Source organism: Nesterenkonia rhizosphaerae (assembly GCF_039544555.1).
GTDB classification, from domain to species: Bacteria; Actinomycetota; Actinomycetes; order Actinomycetales; family Micrococcaceae; genus Nesterenkonia; species Nesterenkonia rhizosphaerae.
Genome location: NZ_BAABLW010000002.1, coordinates 249,894 through 264,263, shown reverse-complemented (window position 1 = coordinate 264,263; position 14,370 = coordinate 249,894). Strand labels below are relative to the sequence as shown.

General features: G+C 64.1%; 9 protein-coding genes and 1 pseudogene. 8 read left to right on the top strand and 2 right to left on the bottom strand.

From position 1 onward, the window contains the following. Positions 1 to 15 precede the first annotated feature (15 nt). Positions 16 to 1,614: a serine hydrolase domain-containing protein gene (locus ABEA23_RS02665; RefSeq protein WP_345476538.1), complete on the top strand. Its 1,599-nt coding sequence runs from the start codon at positions 16 to 18 to the stop codon at positions 1,612 to 1,614. Beyond that, on the top strand, positions 1,611 to 3,938 hold the full coding sequence (locus tag ABEA23_RS02660) for a beta-galactosidase (RefSeq protein ID WP_345476537.1): 2,328 nt from the start codon (positions 1,611 to 1,613) through the stop codon (positions 3,936 to 3,938). Before ABEA23_RS02665 ends, ABEA23_RS02660 begins: the two co-directional genes overlap by 4 nt. Here ABEA23_RS02660 and ABEA23_RS02655 read toward each other — a convergent pair. Continuing rightward, entirely contained in the window at positions 3,933 to 4,970 is a 1,038-nt protein-coding gene (locus ABEA23_RS02655) for a LacI family DNA-binding transcriptional regulator (RefSeq protein ID WP_345476536.1), read from the bottom strand. The genes ABEA23_RS02660 and ABEA23_RS02655 overlap by 6 nt on opposite strands. Positions 4,971 to 5,046: 76 nt before the next feature. Here ABEA23_RS02655 and ABEA23_RS02650 point away from each other — a divergent pair, with 76 nt between their 5' ends. The 6 genes from ABEA23_RS02650 (at position 5,047) to ABEA23_RS02625 (ending at position 12,881) form a co-directional block, all read left to right on the top strand. After that, positions 5,047 to 6,003: a carbohydrate ABC transporter permease gene (locus ABEA23_RS02650; RefSeq protein WP_345476535.1), complete on the top strand. Its 957-nt coding sequence runs from the start codon at positions 5,047 to 5,049 to the stop codon at positions 6,001 to 6,003. Next, complete coding sequence (locus ABEA23_RS02645) at positions 6,000 to 6,911, top strand: carbohydrate ABC transporter permease (RefSeq protein WP_425577090.1); 912 nt, start codon at positions 6,000 to 6,002, stop codon at positions 6,909 to 6,911. Before ABEA23_RS02650 ends, ABEA23_RS02645 begins: the two co-directional genes overlap by 4 nt. 31 nt (positions 6,912 to 6,942) lie before the next feature. Beyond that, positions 6,943 to 8,262, top strand: a complete 1,320-nt coding sequence (locus ABEA23_RS02640) for an ABC transporter substrate-binding protein (RefSeq protein WP_345476534.1) — start codon at positions 6,943 to 6,945, stop codon at positions 8,260 to 8,262. Between the two features lie 88 nt (positions 8,263 to 8,350). Then, the gene (locus ABEA23_RS02635; RefSeq protein ID WP_345476533.1) at positions 8,351 to 10,423 is read left to right on the top strand and encodes a beta-galactosidase; all 2,073 of its coding nucleotides are present in this window, start codon (positions 8,351 to 8,353) and stop codon (positions 10,421 to 10,423) included. 1 nt (position 10,424) lies between these two features. Next, on the top strand, positions 10,425 to 11,732 hold the full coding sequence (locus ABEA23_RS02630; protein WP_345476532.1) for a D-arabinono-1,4-lactone oxidase: 1,308 nt from the start codon (positions 10,425 to 10,427) through the stop codon (positions 11,730 to 11,732). Between the two features lie 81 nt (positions 11,733 to 11,813). Beyond that, positions 11,814 to 12,881, top strand: coding sequence for a LacI family DNA-binding transcriptional regulator (locus ABEA23_RS02625; RefSeq protein WP_345476531.1), 1,068 nt, complete (start codon positions 11,814 to 11,816; stop codon positions 12,879 to 12,881). 196 nt (positions 12,882 to 13,077) lie between these two features. On the opposite strand, the pseudogene ABEA23_RS02620 reads toward ABEA23_RS02625, so the two are convergent. Further along, positions 13,078 to 14,316: pseudogene (locus tag ABEA23_RS02620) on the bottom strand (HNH endonuclease signature motif containing protein); the annotation flags it as partial. Positions 14,317 to 14,370: the final 54 nt, after the last annotated feature.

Genomic DNA, 14,370 nt, shown 5'->3' with positions numbered 1-14,370 from the left:
GGGCGCACAGCGCATATGCCTCACGTTCAGATCCCACCGGCGCACCGCTGGTTCGCCCACCAGGTGGAGGACCGGCTGCTGCCGAGACTGGAGTCCCACGGACTGGTCATGCACTCGGTGCTGGCGGTTCACCGGGACGAACTGGTCTATGAGACCTACTGGCATCCTTACAGCCAGGACCGCCAGCATCGTCTTTACTCCGCCGGGAAGTCTCTGGTGGCACTGGCTGTGGGGGTCCTCATCGACGACGGCGCCCTGGACATCAATGAGCGGGTCATCGACTTCTTCAGCGAGTACAGTGCCGAAGCCCACCCGTGGGTGCAGCAGATGCAGGTGGTGGACCTGCTGACGATGCGCACCGCGCATGCCTCCAGCACCTACTCACGTGTGGCCGACCCCGACTGGGTGCGCACCTTCTTCACCTCAGCACCGACCCGCCCCCCGGGCGCCATCTTCTCCTATGACACATCCGCCACCCTGGTGCTCACCGCACTGGTGGAGAAGCTCAGCGGAGAGCCGTTCGAGGTGTTCTTCCACCAGCGCATAGGCAGGCATATCGGCATGCAGCCGCTGCGGGCACTGCGCTCTCCGCTGGGGCTTCCTCAGGAGCACTTTCACCATCGGCCCACGTGGCGGGAAGTCGCCGAGAATCCACAGGGCGTCGCCCACGGGGGCTCGGGTTTGCTGGCTGCGCCGCGGGATCTGGCGTGCATTGCTCATCTGATGATGAGCGGAGGTCGTGCCGGGGGAACACAGCTGGTGTCTACGGAGTATCTGGAGACCGCGGTGAGCGCTCAGACCCCCACGGTCACGGGCGACTTCTCGCATCCGGAAGCCCAGTTCGGCTACGGGTACCAGTTCTGGAGGGGGCGTGGAGACAGCTGGGCGGCGTGGGGCATGGGCGGACAGATCATGCTGGTGGCGCCTGCGCTGCACACCGCGGTGATTGTCACCGGCGACAACCAGCACCTGGAATCTGATGCCCAGCTGCTGCATGACGCCCTGTGGGATGAGCTGCTCACCCCGTTGAAGGAGGCGAGCATCCTCGGCGCGGATGAGACGGGCTCACCCATACCAACGGAGGCTGTTCACGTGCCGGCCCTCAGCATCCCAGAGCATCGCGATGCCCCGCGCTCGCTGACCCCGGTGGCCGGCGTCGCTCTACCCGCCACCGGGCCCTTCAGCCGGCGCTGGGAAATCCGGTCCCCTCACGCATGTCCGGAGGCATCAGGACGCTCGGATGATTCACCGGCTGCCCAGCAGCCCGGTGACTTCACGGCCCTGGAGCTGACATGTACGCCGGATGGTGGGGATCTGGTGCTTATCACCAAGGAGGGGGAGCGCCGTACGTTCCCGTACCGAGTGAACGGCCATGCGGAACACCCGCTGCCGGGCTACGGGTATGAGGCCCATACCTCGGGGGCGTGGGCGGATGAGAGGACCCTGCTACTGCACGTCCACGTGGTCGGCGATTGGCTCGCACAGATTCAGATGCTCCTCACAGTGACGCCCGGAACCGTGGTCTGCCGGATGAAGGCCTCAGCGGAGTTCTTCGCCGAGGAGTACGACGGGGTGCTCCTCGGGCAACGTGATGCGGAGGAACCCACCATATGAGTCCTCGTCAGCTGAATCCCGAGTCATCGATTCGGGACCGTATCCAGGTGGTCGGTGCGCACTTCGAGCGAGGGGGCCGGCCGTGGATCCCGGTGACCGGGGAGATCCACTACGCACGTATTCCGCGCAGCCGATGGAAGCAGACCCTGGCACAGGCTGCCTCCGGGGGCCTGAACACTGTGGCCTGCTACGTGTTTTGGCGGTACCACGAGCCCACCCCCGGGCGGTTCTGCTGGGAGGACAACCTGGACCTCCGCGGCTTCGTGGAGTTCGCCGCTGAGGCCGGTCTGGACGTCGTCGTCCGGCTTGGCCCTTGGGCACACGGTGAGGCGCGGTTCGGCGGATTCCCGGACTGGCTGATGGAGGCCGACTGCACTCCGCGCACCAATGATCCCGTTTATCTGAGGTTCGTGGAGCGGTTCTACGCAGAGACCATTGGGCAGCTGGCTGGGCTGTGCCATGCCGATGGTGGGCCCATCATCGCCGCACAGGTGGAGAATGAGCTCCACCAGCAGCCGGAGCATCTGGCTCGGCTGCGTGAGATGGCCGAGGAGCTCGGTCTGCACCTGCCGCTGTGGACCGCCACCGGATGGGGCGGGGCCAAGCTGCCGGGCACGGTGCTGCCGGTCTGGTCCGGCTACGCAGACGGTTTCTGGGCCGAGGCTGACGAGGAGTTCCCCGACTTCGCCCGTCCGCACTTCTCCTACAGCCATCAGCGCGATGACCACGGGGTAGGCGCCGATGTTCGGCTCGCTGCCCAGGCAGGTTCAGGACCGCAGGGCGGAGACGGTAATGAGGACACCGTCGACACCTCAGCGGGGGCTCTTCCCTTCGCGACCTGCGAGCTGGGTGGGGGTATGCATGTCGCCTACCACCGGCGCCCGCTGGTGACGGCTGAGGATGTGGCCGCCCTTGCGTTGGCGAAGATTGGCAGCGGGTCGGTGTGGCAGGGCTACTACATGTACGTCGGGGGCAGCCATCGACGCGGCCACCCTGACGGTGAGCAGGAGTCCCAGGTCACCGGGTACCCCAATGACATGCCGCAGATCAGCTACGACTTCCACGCCCCCATCGGTGAGCACGGCCAGATCAGACCGCACTACCACCTGCTGCGCCGGCAGCATCTGTGGCTGCGCTCAGAAGGGCAACGGATTGCCTGCATGACGCCCAAGATCGCGGGGATCGACTTCACGGACCCCTGCACTGATCCGCAGGGAGCGCAGGATTTGTCCGGTCCGGCTGGCCCGCAGGATCCGCTGCGCTGGGCAGTCCGCGACGACGGCGCCCAGGGGTACCTTTTCCTCTCCCCCTACCAGCCAGCTGTGGAATCGTTGGCCGCTCAGGCCAGTGTGCAGCTGCAGGCCCCGTGCGGAGCGGCGACCCTCACGGTGCCGCATCGTCCCGTCGACATTCCCGCCGGAATTTCCACGGTGTGGCCTCTGAACTTCTCACTGTCGGCCGGGCTCACCCTCATCAGCGCCACCGCTGAGGTGATCACGCGCGCGGCTGACGCCGAGGCCGACCTGCTCATTCTTTGCGTCCGGGATGGCATCCCCGCGGAGCTGGTGCTCAATCGAAGGGTCCCGGTGAGCGGGCCCGCCCAGTTTCTGCATGAGGCGGGGGCCGCCGTCGTCGTCCCCACGGTCCCGCCAGGAAAAGACTGTCTGATCCAGCTGGGCGAGGCGCGCATCCTTCTTTTGGATGAAGCGACTGCTGACCAGCTGTACCGGCTGAGGCGCGGAGACCGGGACGAGCTGCTGCTCTCCGCGCAGCCGGTGTGGGTTGAAGACGACGTTCTGGTGACAGAGCCGGTCGTGCGCAGAGACGCCCTCATCACGAACGCCGTGCTGGCCGAGGATGGGGAGCGGGCGCCCGCGCCGCGCAGCGGAGGGCCGCAGCACCGGTTGTCCGCACCAGCCGATTGGTCTGGGGCCTACGTCCTGGATGTGCCGGTGCCGCCGGATGCGTTCGATGAGGGGCTGCGCAGCATGCTGCGGCTCACCTTCGTGGCCGATGCAGCCCGGGCCGTCATCCCCGGGACGCAGGGTTCAGGTGACCAGGAGAGTGCGCGCGAGGTGCTGGTGAGCGACCACTTCTGGCACGGCCGCGACTGGGAGTTCGAGCTGACCCCCTGGCGGCGCGAGATCCAGGCCCGAGGGCTGCAGATTCACCTGCTGCCTCGGCGTCGAGCCGATGGCGTATGGATCCATCCGGAGCATCGTCATGCTCCCGACGGCGCCCGCGTCCATCTGGTGGAGCTCACGCAGCTCCGTCGAGGCGCACCGCCGCCGGGGACGGTGCATGTGCTGGGCCATACCTCATGACACCCCACACTGCGGACCCGCTGTGCTGTCCCGGAGCACCAGCCGGGTTCGCACCACCGGCCTGCGGCTCGGAGACCCCGGGTCACGCAGCTGCTCCAAGACTTCCCTGACGCATTCACGGCCAAGCTCGGCGAAGTCCTGATCGATGGTGGTGAGCGGGGGGTCATAGGCGTCGGCGTCGCTGATGTTGTCGAACCCCACCACGCTGACATCCTCAGGGATGCTGCGGCCTGAGCGGCGCAGGGCGCGGTAGAGCCCCAGGGCCATCTGATCGTTGGCGCAGAACACCGCGGTGCAGTCCTGTCCTGTGGGGAGCAGAAGCCCAGCGCGGTAGCCGGAGTGCGCTGACCAGTCTCCGCGGACCGGCTCCGGGACTTCGCGTCCGGCGGCCTCCAAGGTGGCGCGCCAGGCGGCTTCTCGCCGTCGTGCGGCATGAGACTCTTCGGGTCCGGCGATATGCCAGACCGTCCGGTGCCCCAGGCTCAGCAGGTGCTCAGTAGCTTTGCGGGCGCCCGCCACCTGGTCAGCGTCAATTCCATAGGTTCCCGCGCCGTGATCGGCGTCCACCACCACTGCTGGCACCCCCGGCGGCAGAACCAGCTGGGCAGAGTCGCGCAGCGGGGTCTCCATGATGACAATCACGGCATCCACTGCCAGCTCTTCGAGTCGGCTGAACGCGCGGTCGACGCTGCGCCTGGTGGGAGTGCGCACCGGCAGCAGGGTAGTGGCGTAGCCGGCGTCGGCGGCTGCAGCAGCGATGGCGTCCACCGTGCGGATATTGCCGTAGGTGGTGAGGGTGAAGGTGATGATGCCCATGGTGCGGAAGTGTCCGCGTTTGAGTGCTCGAGCGGCGCTGTTGGGTCGGTACTGCAATTCGCGCATCGCTTCCATGACCTTCTCACGAGTCGCCGGGTGCACCCCCTGATAGCCGTTGGCCACTCGCGAGACGGTCTGAGCGGAGACGCCCGCCCGCCGCGCGACATCAGCCATGGCCACACGGGAGGACCCACTCGACGGCGTCTGGGCAGCCATGGGACTCCTGGAGGTTCGCTAGAGACAGATCATTGTGACGTAGATCATAGCGTGTTATGTTTGCGCAAACATCGGCATGGATGAGCGTGAGGGCCACACCATGACAGCAGCAACGCCAGTAGTCGTCCGGGGAGCATCAGCGCGTCGCCGACTACGAGCCGGCGCCTCGACCTCATCAGTCGGATGGGCATTTCTTGCCCCATTCATGATCGTCTTCCTGCTGGTCTTCATCGCTCCGATCATCTACGCGATATATCTGAGCCTGTTTCGGGACCAGCTCATCGGCGGTTCGGTTTTTGTGGGACTGGACAACTACCTGGTCGCCCTGCAGGACCAGAGCTTCTGGGCGGGCCTGTTACGGGTGAGCCTCTTTCTGGCCATACAGGTGCCGATCATGCTCTTCCTGTCCATGCTCGCAGCGCTGGCACTGGACAGCGGACGGCTCTACGGGACCAGCTTCTTCCGCCTCTCGATCTTCCTCCCCTACGCGGTGCCCGCTGTGGTGGCGACCCTGATGTGGGGTTTCATGTATGGGACCCGCTTCGGTCTGGTGGGGAACATCAATGACCTGTTCGGCCTGAACCTGCCCAACCCGCTTGCGCCCGATCTGATTCTCGCCTCGATAGGCAATATCGTCACGTGGGAGTTCGTCGGCTACAACATGATCATTTTTTATGCAGCACTGCGCGTGATTTCGCCGACGCTGTATGAGGCCGCCGCCATCGACGGGGCCAGCCAGCTTCGGGTCATTCTGCACATCAAACTCCCCGCCATACGCGGCGCACTCGTGGTCGCGGCGATCTTCTCCATCATCGGCAGCTTCCAGCTGTTCAACGAGCCCAGCATTCTCTCAACTCTGGCGCCGAACTCCATTACGTCCTCGTTCACCCCGAACCTCTACGCCTATAACTTGTCCTTCTCCGGCGGGCAGTACAACTACGCCGCCTCGGTGGCCATCATCATGGGCGTCATCACCATGGTGATCGCCTACGCGGTTCAGTTGCGCGGCATGCGAAAGGACGGCCAGCTATGAGCAATGGACTCATCACACTGCGCACTCCTCGCCGGCCGAAGCAGAACTCCCTTCCCACCGTCCTGAACCCGCCGAAGAGCAAGTTGTTGACGGTGCTGTTCGGGGTGATGCTGGTCTACTCACTGGTACCGCTGGTGTGGCTGTTCATCAACGCCACCAAGACCCAGCCGGACCTTCTGGCCAGCTTTGGTCTGTGGTTCGCCGGGGACTTCGTGCTCATCGACAACATCGTGGCCACCTTGACCTACGACGGCGGGATCTTCCTGCGCTGGCTCTCCAACACGCTGCTCTACGTCGTCGTCGGCGCAGGTGGGGCCACCCTTCTGGCGGTACTCGGCGGCTATGCCCTGGCGAAGTTCGACTTCGTGGGAAAGAAGCTTGTATTCGCCGTGGTGATCGGGGCGGTGGCAGTCCCAGGTACCGCGCTGGCGGTGCCCACATTCCTGATGTTCAGCGAGATCGGCATCACCAACACGCCGTGGGCTGTCATCATCCCCACGCTGATTTCACCCTTCGGCCTCTATCTGATGTGGATCTTCTGCGCTGATTCAATCCCCAAAGACCTGATGGAGGCAGCCAGGATCGACGGCGCCAATGAACTGCGGCTGTTTCTGCAGGTGTGCCTGCCGCTGCTGAAGCCCGGCATCGTCACTGTGGCGCTGTTCAACATGGTGGCCACCTGGAATAACTACTTCTTGCCGCTGATCATGCTGCGCAATGAGAACCTCTATCCGCTGACCCTGGGGCTGACTGCCTGGAACCGACAGGCCTCCACGCTCGGCGGAGAGGCAATTTTCCACCTGGTGATCACCGGCTCGCTGCTGACCATCATCCCGCTCATCATCGTCTTCCTCCTGCTGCAGCGCTATTGGCAGAGCGGACTGTCGCTGGGCAGCTCCAAAGAATGATCGCCAACTCTCACCTGAAAGGGACATCATCATGAAGCAGAACAGGAAACCAGCTCTCACGTGTATTGCAGCCTTCGGCGTCTCTGCTCTCGCGCTGAGTGCATGCGGCGGTGATGAACAGACTGACACCACCGAAGCCCTCGAAGCCGGCGGAACGATCACCGTATGGGCTTGGGAACCGACGCTGGAGCAGGTGGCCGAGGCATTCGAAGCCGAGAACGAGGGCGTTACTGTCGAGCTGGTCAATGTGGGCACCGGGGACGAGCACTATACGAATCTGCAGAACGCTATGCGGGCCGGGTCCGGGCTGCCCGACGTCGCGCAGGTGGAGTATTTCGCCATTCCGCAGTACATCTTGGGTGAGTCATTAACGGACCTCACGCAGTTCGGGGCTGATGAATACGCAGAGGGCACCTTCACCGATGGGCCTTGGAATGCTGTGACCTTTGGAGGCGAAGGAATTTACGGCCTGCCGATGGACTCTGGCCCGATTGCGCTGTTCTACAACCAGGATGTCTTTGATGAGCACGGGGTTGAAGTGCCCGAAACCTGGGAGGAGTACCTCGAGGCGGCCAGGCAGTTCCGCGAAGCCGACGACGACGTCTACATCACCAGCGATCAGGGCGACGCCGGACAGGTCACCACTATGATCTGGCAGGCCGGAGGAACACCATTCGCGACTGAGGGAACCGACGTCACTGTTAGCCTCACTGAGGACGAGGGGACGCAGCGCTGGGCGGAATACTGGCAGACCTTCATCGACGAGGACCTGCTCATGCCGGTGCCGGGATGGACCGACCAGTGGTACCAGGGACTCTCTGACGGCAGCATCGCGAGCCTGACCATCGGTGCCTGGATGCCGGCGAACCTTGAGTCGGGGGTTCCGGACGGTGAGGGATCTTGGCGTGTGGCACCCCTTCCCCAGTGGGAAAGCGGAGAATCCCGTACCGCTGAGCAGGGCGGCAGCTCGCTGGCCATCCCCGAGGGAGCCGAGAACGCCGAGCTGGCCTATGAGTTCATTCGGTTCGCCGGTGTAGAGGCAGGAGTCCAGGAGCGACTGGACGCAGGAGCGTTCCCCGCCACCGTGGCAGATCTCGAGTCAGATGACTTCATCAACCGCGAATACGAGTACTTCGGCGGACAGCAGATCAACCAGATCCTGTCCGAATCTGCCACCACTGTGGTGGAGGGATGGCAGTACCTGCCCTTCCAGGGGTACGCCCACAGCGTCTTCAACGACACTGTGGGACAGGCCTATGAAGGCCGCGGAACACTGATGGACGGTTTCGCTGACTGGGAGGACGACCTGGTCCGTTACGGCCGGGATCAGGGCTTCAACGTCAACGAGTAGCCACCGTCAGCACAGAGTAGAGAACAACCACACCCCACGCGCGGCCGCTGCTGAAGCGGGGCCGCACCGCGAAAGGACTGAGTGCAGCGTGCCGAAAACGACTCCGACCTGGCTTCGCCACCACCCTGACGCAAAAGCGTCAGGCACAGAGCGCCGAATCTCCTTCGGCGCGGACTACAACCCGGAGCAGTGGCCGCGCGAGGTGTGGGATGAAGACATTCGACTCATGCAGCGGGCGAACGTCGACGTCGTCTCCATCGCCATCTTCTCCTGGGCGCGGTTGCAGCCCGCCCAGGATCAGTGGGACTTCGAATGGCTCGACGACGTCATGGACATGCTTGCCGAGGCGGGGATCGGGGCGGACCTGGCCACAGCCACCGCTTCGCCCCCGGCCTGGCTGTCCACCCAGCATCCGGAAATCTTGCCGGTCACCGAGGACGGCACCATCCTCTCCCCGGGCGGGCGGCAGCATTGGAGGCCCACCTCACCGGTCTTCCGGGAGCACGCACTGACCTTGGTGCGCACCCTCGCCGAACGCTATAAGAACCATCCGGCACTGGTGGCCTGGCACGTCAATAATGAGCTGGGATGCCATAACCTCTATGACTACTCCGACGACGCCGCCGTCGCCTTCCGCATCTGGCTGCGTGAGCGCTACGGAACGGTGGAGGAGTTGAACCGAGCCTGGTCCACCGACTTCTGGTCCCAGCGCTACCAGGCTTTCGAGCAGATCCTCCCGCCCCGTCGGGCGGCGTCGTTCCCCAACCCGACCCAGCAGCTGGACTTTCATCGGTTCAGTTCTGATGCGCTGAAGCAGCACTTTATTGCCGAACGCGATGTCCTGCGCAGCATCACCCCGGACGTTCCGGTGACTACCAACTTCATGGTCGTTGGTGAGACCAAGGGCATGAATTTCGCCGACTGGGCCGATGAGCTGGACTTCGTGGCCAATGATCACTATCGGCTGCCCATCGAGCACTCCCGCGATGAGCTCTCCTTCTCGGCCGCAGTCACCTCGTCCCTGGCCCGCGGGAACCCCTGGTTCCTGATGGAGCACTCGACATCGGCGGTGAACTGGCAGCCCATCAACCGGCCCAAACGGCCCGGAGAGCTGGAGCGGGACTCGCTGGCGCACGTGGCGCACGGCGCAGATGCTGTCTGCTACTTCCAGTGGCGTCAGTCAGCCGGAGGTGCGGAGAAGTACCACTCCGCCATGGTGCCCCATGCCGGAGAGGACAGCCGGGTCTACCGCAACGTCGTCGGACTCGGGCAGACTCTGCGGCAGCTGGACGACGTAGCTGGCAGCCACCGCAAGCCGGCGCAGGTTGCTGTGCTGATGGACTGGGAGTCCTGGTGGGCCTCCGAGTTGGACTCCCACCCCAGTGCAGAGCTGCGTTATCGTCCCGAGGTCTTCGCCTGGTGGCTAGCGTTGCTGGATGCCGGGGTGCGCGCGGATGTGGTGCAGGCTCATCAAGACTTCAGCCACTACGACGTCGTCCTCGCGCCGGTGCTGCACATGGTGCCTGCCGAGCTGAAGGAGCGGCTGGAGAGCTACGTGCACAGCGGGGGTCATCTCATCACCACATACTTTTCAGGAACTGTGGACCAGGACGATCGGGTGTGGCTGGGCGGATATCCTGGTGCGCTTCGTGAACTGCTGGGGATCAGAGTTGAGGAGTTCGCTCCGCTGCTCAGCGATGAGACGGTCGCTTTGGATGATGGCAGCACCGGAAGGCTGTGGAGCGAGCCGATAGAGATCCTCAACGACGTCCACGTGCTGCGCAAGTATGCCAGCGGCGACCTTGCCGGCCAGCCCGCGGTCACACGCAGAAAGGCAGGTGCAGGGACCGCCGCATACGTCTCCACTCAGCTGGACGCCGTCGGCCGTGTTTCACTTCTTGCAGATCTCCTGGACGGTACGGACGTGGTGCCGGAGATCCCTGAGCCGCTGCGCGGTCGCGCGGAATTCGTACGACGAATAGGTGAGAACGGCGAGTTCCTCTTCGTGATCAACCGCAGCGACGACCCCTTGGACCTTTCCGCAGTGGCAGGCCGAGCAATGATCGGACTCGATAATTCTCGAAGACTCGCGGCTCGGGGGGTGGCGGTCCTTCGGGTAGACACGCATTCTAGGGGTATTCCCCCAACTGAGAGGACGTGACATGAGCCGTAGGAGTTCCGTCGGATCCGGTGCTTCAATTCCTGAAGCGGCCTCGCCGCCCGCTCGGCCCAGCGGCACCGGTGCCGAACCAGGGTCCAATTGGGCCAATAACCTGCAGTATCAGGCCGCGCAGCTCATGAGGCCACGGAATCTGGACGAGCTCCACTCAGCGGTGGTCTCCTCAGGTCGTATCAAACCGCTGGGGAGCAGGCACAGCTTCAATACGATCGCCGATACCTCCGGAGCCCTGGTGGACCTCTCGGAGATGCCGCGTATTTTCGACATTGACGAGGCCATCCCCGCTGTGACCGTGGACGCAGCCATGCGGTACGGGGAACTGGCACTGTTGCTGCAGCAGCGCGGTTGGGCGCTTCAGAACATGGCATCTCTGCCGCATATCTCAGTGGTGGGTTCGGTGGCCACAGGAACCCACGGTTCGGGGGATCGCAATCCGCCCTTGGCGGCAGCCGTCCGGGAGGTCCAACTGATGACCGGAACCGGGACCCTGCGGACCCTGCGACGCGGCGAGCCAGACTTCGGTGCAGCAGTGGTCAGCCTCGGAGCTCTGGGGGTGGTGACTCAGATCAGCCTGGACATCGTGCCTAGTTTCCAAGTGCGCCAGGATGTCTACCAGGGCCTGGGCTGGGAGCAGGTCTTATTTAACTTCGACCAGCTGACCTCCTCGGCCTACAGCGTCAGTCTCTTTACCCGCTGGGGGGCAGACACGTTCGGGCATGCGTGGCTGAAGTCCACGGAGAATCCTCCGGAAGAGCTTCTCGGAGTTCACGCGCTGACGGATGACATAGGGCTGGTAGAAGGGACAGCCGAACGCACCACGCCGCAATCGGGAGTCTGGGGCTCCTGGGATCAGCGCCTGCCGCATTTCAAGCTGGAATTCACGCCCAGCAATGGATCGGAGCTTCAGACCGAATATCTCCTGCCGCGCGACAATGCGGTGCCGGCTATGCAGGAGCTGAGGCGCATGGGAGAGCAGCTGGACCCGCATCTGCTGATTACTGAGATCCGCACTATGGCCGCGGACGAGCAATGGCTCAGCGGTGCGTTCCAGCGGGACACCGTGGGTTTCCACTTCACTTGGCGCCAGCACACTCTGGACGTGCTGTCGCTGCTGCCGCTGCTGGAAGAGCGGCTGCTCCCTCTGGGGGCACGCCCGCACTGGGGGAAGCTCTTCGCGGTCCCTGACCTCACCGGCATGTACCCCAGACTTGGCGACTTCACAACGGTGGCTGAGCAGATGGATCCGGAGGGGAAGTTCCATAACGATTTCCTCACCACTGTGCTCTTCTAAGACGCCGGGAGCGTCGGCTCTCCTGGGTTTCTTAAGGGGCCACGGCAGGTGTTGGAGGGCTGCATCCTTTAAAGTGTGGCAATGACCCCACGATCGTCGCGTCCCACCATGAAGGACGTTGCGCGGATTGCGGGCGTATCGCCTAAGACGGTCTCGAATGTGATCACCGGGACAGTTACTGTGCGGTCCGGGACGCGCGCGAGAGTTGAACGGGCCATGCAGGAGCTGGACTTCGTGCCCAATCTCAATGCGCGGGGTCTGCGCAATGGGCGGTCTGGAATGATCGGTGTGGCTCTGCCGGATCTGGGCACAGATTTCTCAGCGAGCATCAGCCACGCACTGCTGGAAGCCGCGCACAGGCGGGGGCTGGCGGTCCAGGTGGAGGAGACCGCAGCTGAACCGCAGCGAGAATACGACCTGGTCTCGCGGGCTAGGACCCACCTAGTTGACGGACTCGTTCTCAACCCGGTCAGGCTGGATGACAGCGTGGTGGGACGCATGGAGCACCTGCCGCCGATCGTCCTGATCGGGGAAGTTGAGCAGCACCGTACCGATCGGGTTTTCGTTAACAGCCGGGCCGCCACGCGTACTGTCACCTCGCATCTGATCGCACAGGGTGCTCGTCGGATCGTGGCGTTAGGCAGCATGAGTAACGACGCCGGGGCCGATACCGCCACAGTTGACCAGCGGCTGCGCGGTTATCTTGATGCCCTGGAAGCAGCGGGACTGCCGGCGAGCCAAGAGCTGCAGGCGCCGGTGCCGCAGTGGACTATCGAGGGAGGCGCGGCAGGCGCTTCGCTGCTTCTGGAGCGCGGTACGCAGTTCGACGCCGTCGTGGCTTTCACCGACACGTTGGCGGTGGGAGTCCTGCATGCCCTGCGTGAGGCCGGTATCCGTGTCCCAGAGGATGTTCTGGTGACGGGGTTCGACGACGTAGAACACGCTCGGTTCTCGTCCCCGCCGCTGACTACAGTGCATTTCAGCCATCAGGAGTACGCGGAGGCGGCCCTGGATCTTCTGACCTCGCGTATCGAGGATCGGACATTGCCGCCGCGCGCCGTCGAAATCCCGCACTCGCTGGCGGTGCGGGAGAGCAGCGGCGCTGCGCCTGTCCGCGGTGCCAGCGATGCCCGGGGCGCACGGAAGTAGGCGGCGCGTTAGCGTCAGGATCGTGGTCGCCTGTATCTGGCTCGCCACAAGCGCCTACTCTGCTGCAGTGTGTGGGCGTCGTGCGGTGATCCGGTGGACTGTCACCTCGTGGGCCGTGAGGGGGCGGACTGTCCTCGGACGGAGTGTCGTTGGGTGGAGTGTCGTCGGGTGGGTGGAGGAATCCGTGGGATTTCATCCGGTGGTGACGCCGGCATAACGCCCAGAGGTTGTCGGCGGTGGTTTCTCCGCCGTGTTCCCAGGGGGTTTGGTGGTCGATGTCGCAGCGTTCAGCACTGATGGTGCAGCCTTCTGCTTGGCAGGTGCCGTCTCGGAAGATCAGCGCGTCGCGTAGGTGTGCTGGTGGGTACCGGCCGATATACCGAGCACTGAGTAGGTCGTAGTCAGCGTTGTTGGGATCTTTGCGGGTTTGGCCTTGGTACCAGTGGTGGTTGGCCTCGGGATCTGCGGCGAGGTGGCGTGCTTGGTGGGCGGGGATCATCCATGACCGATCTGCAGCCATCGCCGGCTCATCACTGTCACCGGCAAGGGTGGTCTCCGGGACCATGATCATGATCTTGGCATCAACCGCGGCGTCATAGACCCGGCCATCGCGAAGCCATGCCGTGAGGAGGTCTGCTTCCCGCTGAGCCAGGGTGCGCGGGTCACCGGTGCGGGGATCCGCTGCTTGGGGATCACTGGTGTGCGGGTCACTGGTCTGGTCGTCACGGGGCTGGCCTTCAGCCGCGCTGGGCGTGGTGGCAGTCGATTCCCCGGCATTGGCGTTTGTGGTGGGTTCGCTTGAGCTGGGCTGGTCCATACCGCGGGCGGCGGCTTTGAGGCGCTTCTCAATAGCTGCGGCTTCTAAGGTGGGGATATAGGCCTGGAGGTGGCTCATCCCGTGGGACTGGTGCTGAAACCTCACGAACCGGTCCTGGGACGCCTTCTCACAAGCTCGCGCATAAGCCTCGGGGTCAAGGGATGCCGTGTAACGGGTGAGCCACTGGTGAAACTCCGAGAGACTGCGACGCTGTGCTTGCCCTGCTGCGGCCTGGTCCAGTTGTTTCAGCAGGTGATCAGGCAGGCTACTGGTGGCGGCGGCGTCGACGGTTTTCCTCACCCGGGGCAGGTCAATGAGCCCCTCAGTAAACGCCCGCCACGTGCGGGGGAGGAGGTACTTAGCGTCCTGTGTGGTGTTGAGGATGGTGGTAGCAGTACGGTCACTGACCCCGAGGATGCGGGCGGCATCTCGAACAGCGGCACGGTCTGCCTCGGACCGGGTGACCAGGGGTTCCTGTGTGTAAGACGCTGCAGTTCGTTGTCGGTATTCCACCAGGGCGGTGATTTTGGCTGCTTCAGCCCGACGGGAGGCGACCTGCTGTCCCCAGGCGGCAGTCAATTCGGGTTCCCCAGCGAGAGTTCTCAGGTGCTCAGGCATAGGAGGGGCACTGTTGGCGCTGCTGGTGGTGGAACCTGCCATGGTGATCACCCC

Bases quoted from the DNA above. Each gene is read 5' to 3' on its own strand.
- ABEA23_RS02650 (WP_345476535.1), top strand. From the start codon at position 5,047: ATGGATGAGCGTGAGGGCCACACCATGACAGCAGCAACGCCAGTAGTC.
- ABEA23_RS02630 (WP_345476532.1), top strand. From the start codon at position 10,425: ATGAGCCGTAGGAGTTCCGTCGGATCCGGTGCTTCAATTCCTGAAGCG.
- ABEA23_RS02645 (WP_425577090.1), top strand. From the start codon at position 6,000: ATGAGCAATGGACTCATCACACTGCGCACTCCTCGCCGGCCGAAGCAG.
- ABEA23_RS02640 (WP_345476534.1), top strand. From the start codon at position 6,943: ATGAAGCAGAACAGGAAACCAGCTCTCACGTGTATTGCAGCCTTCGGC.
- ABEA23_RS02665 (WP_345476538.1), top strand. From the start codon at position 16: ATGCCTCACGTTCAGATCCCACCGGCGCACCGCTGGTTCGCCCACCAG.
- ABEA23_RS02660 (WP_345476537.1), top strand. From the start codon at position 1,611: ATGAGTCCTCGTCAGCTGAATCCCGAGTCATCGATTCGGGACCGTATC.
- ABEA23_RS02655 (WP_345476536.1), bottom strand. From the start codon at position 4,970: ATGGCTGCCCAGACGCCGTCGAGTGGGTCCTCCCGTGTGGCCATGGCT.
- ABEA23_RS02625 (WP_345476531.1), top strand. From the start codon at position 11,814: ATGACCCCACGATCGTCGCGTCCCACCATGAAGGACGTTGCGCGGATT.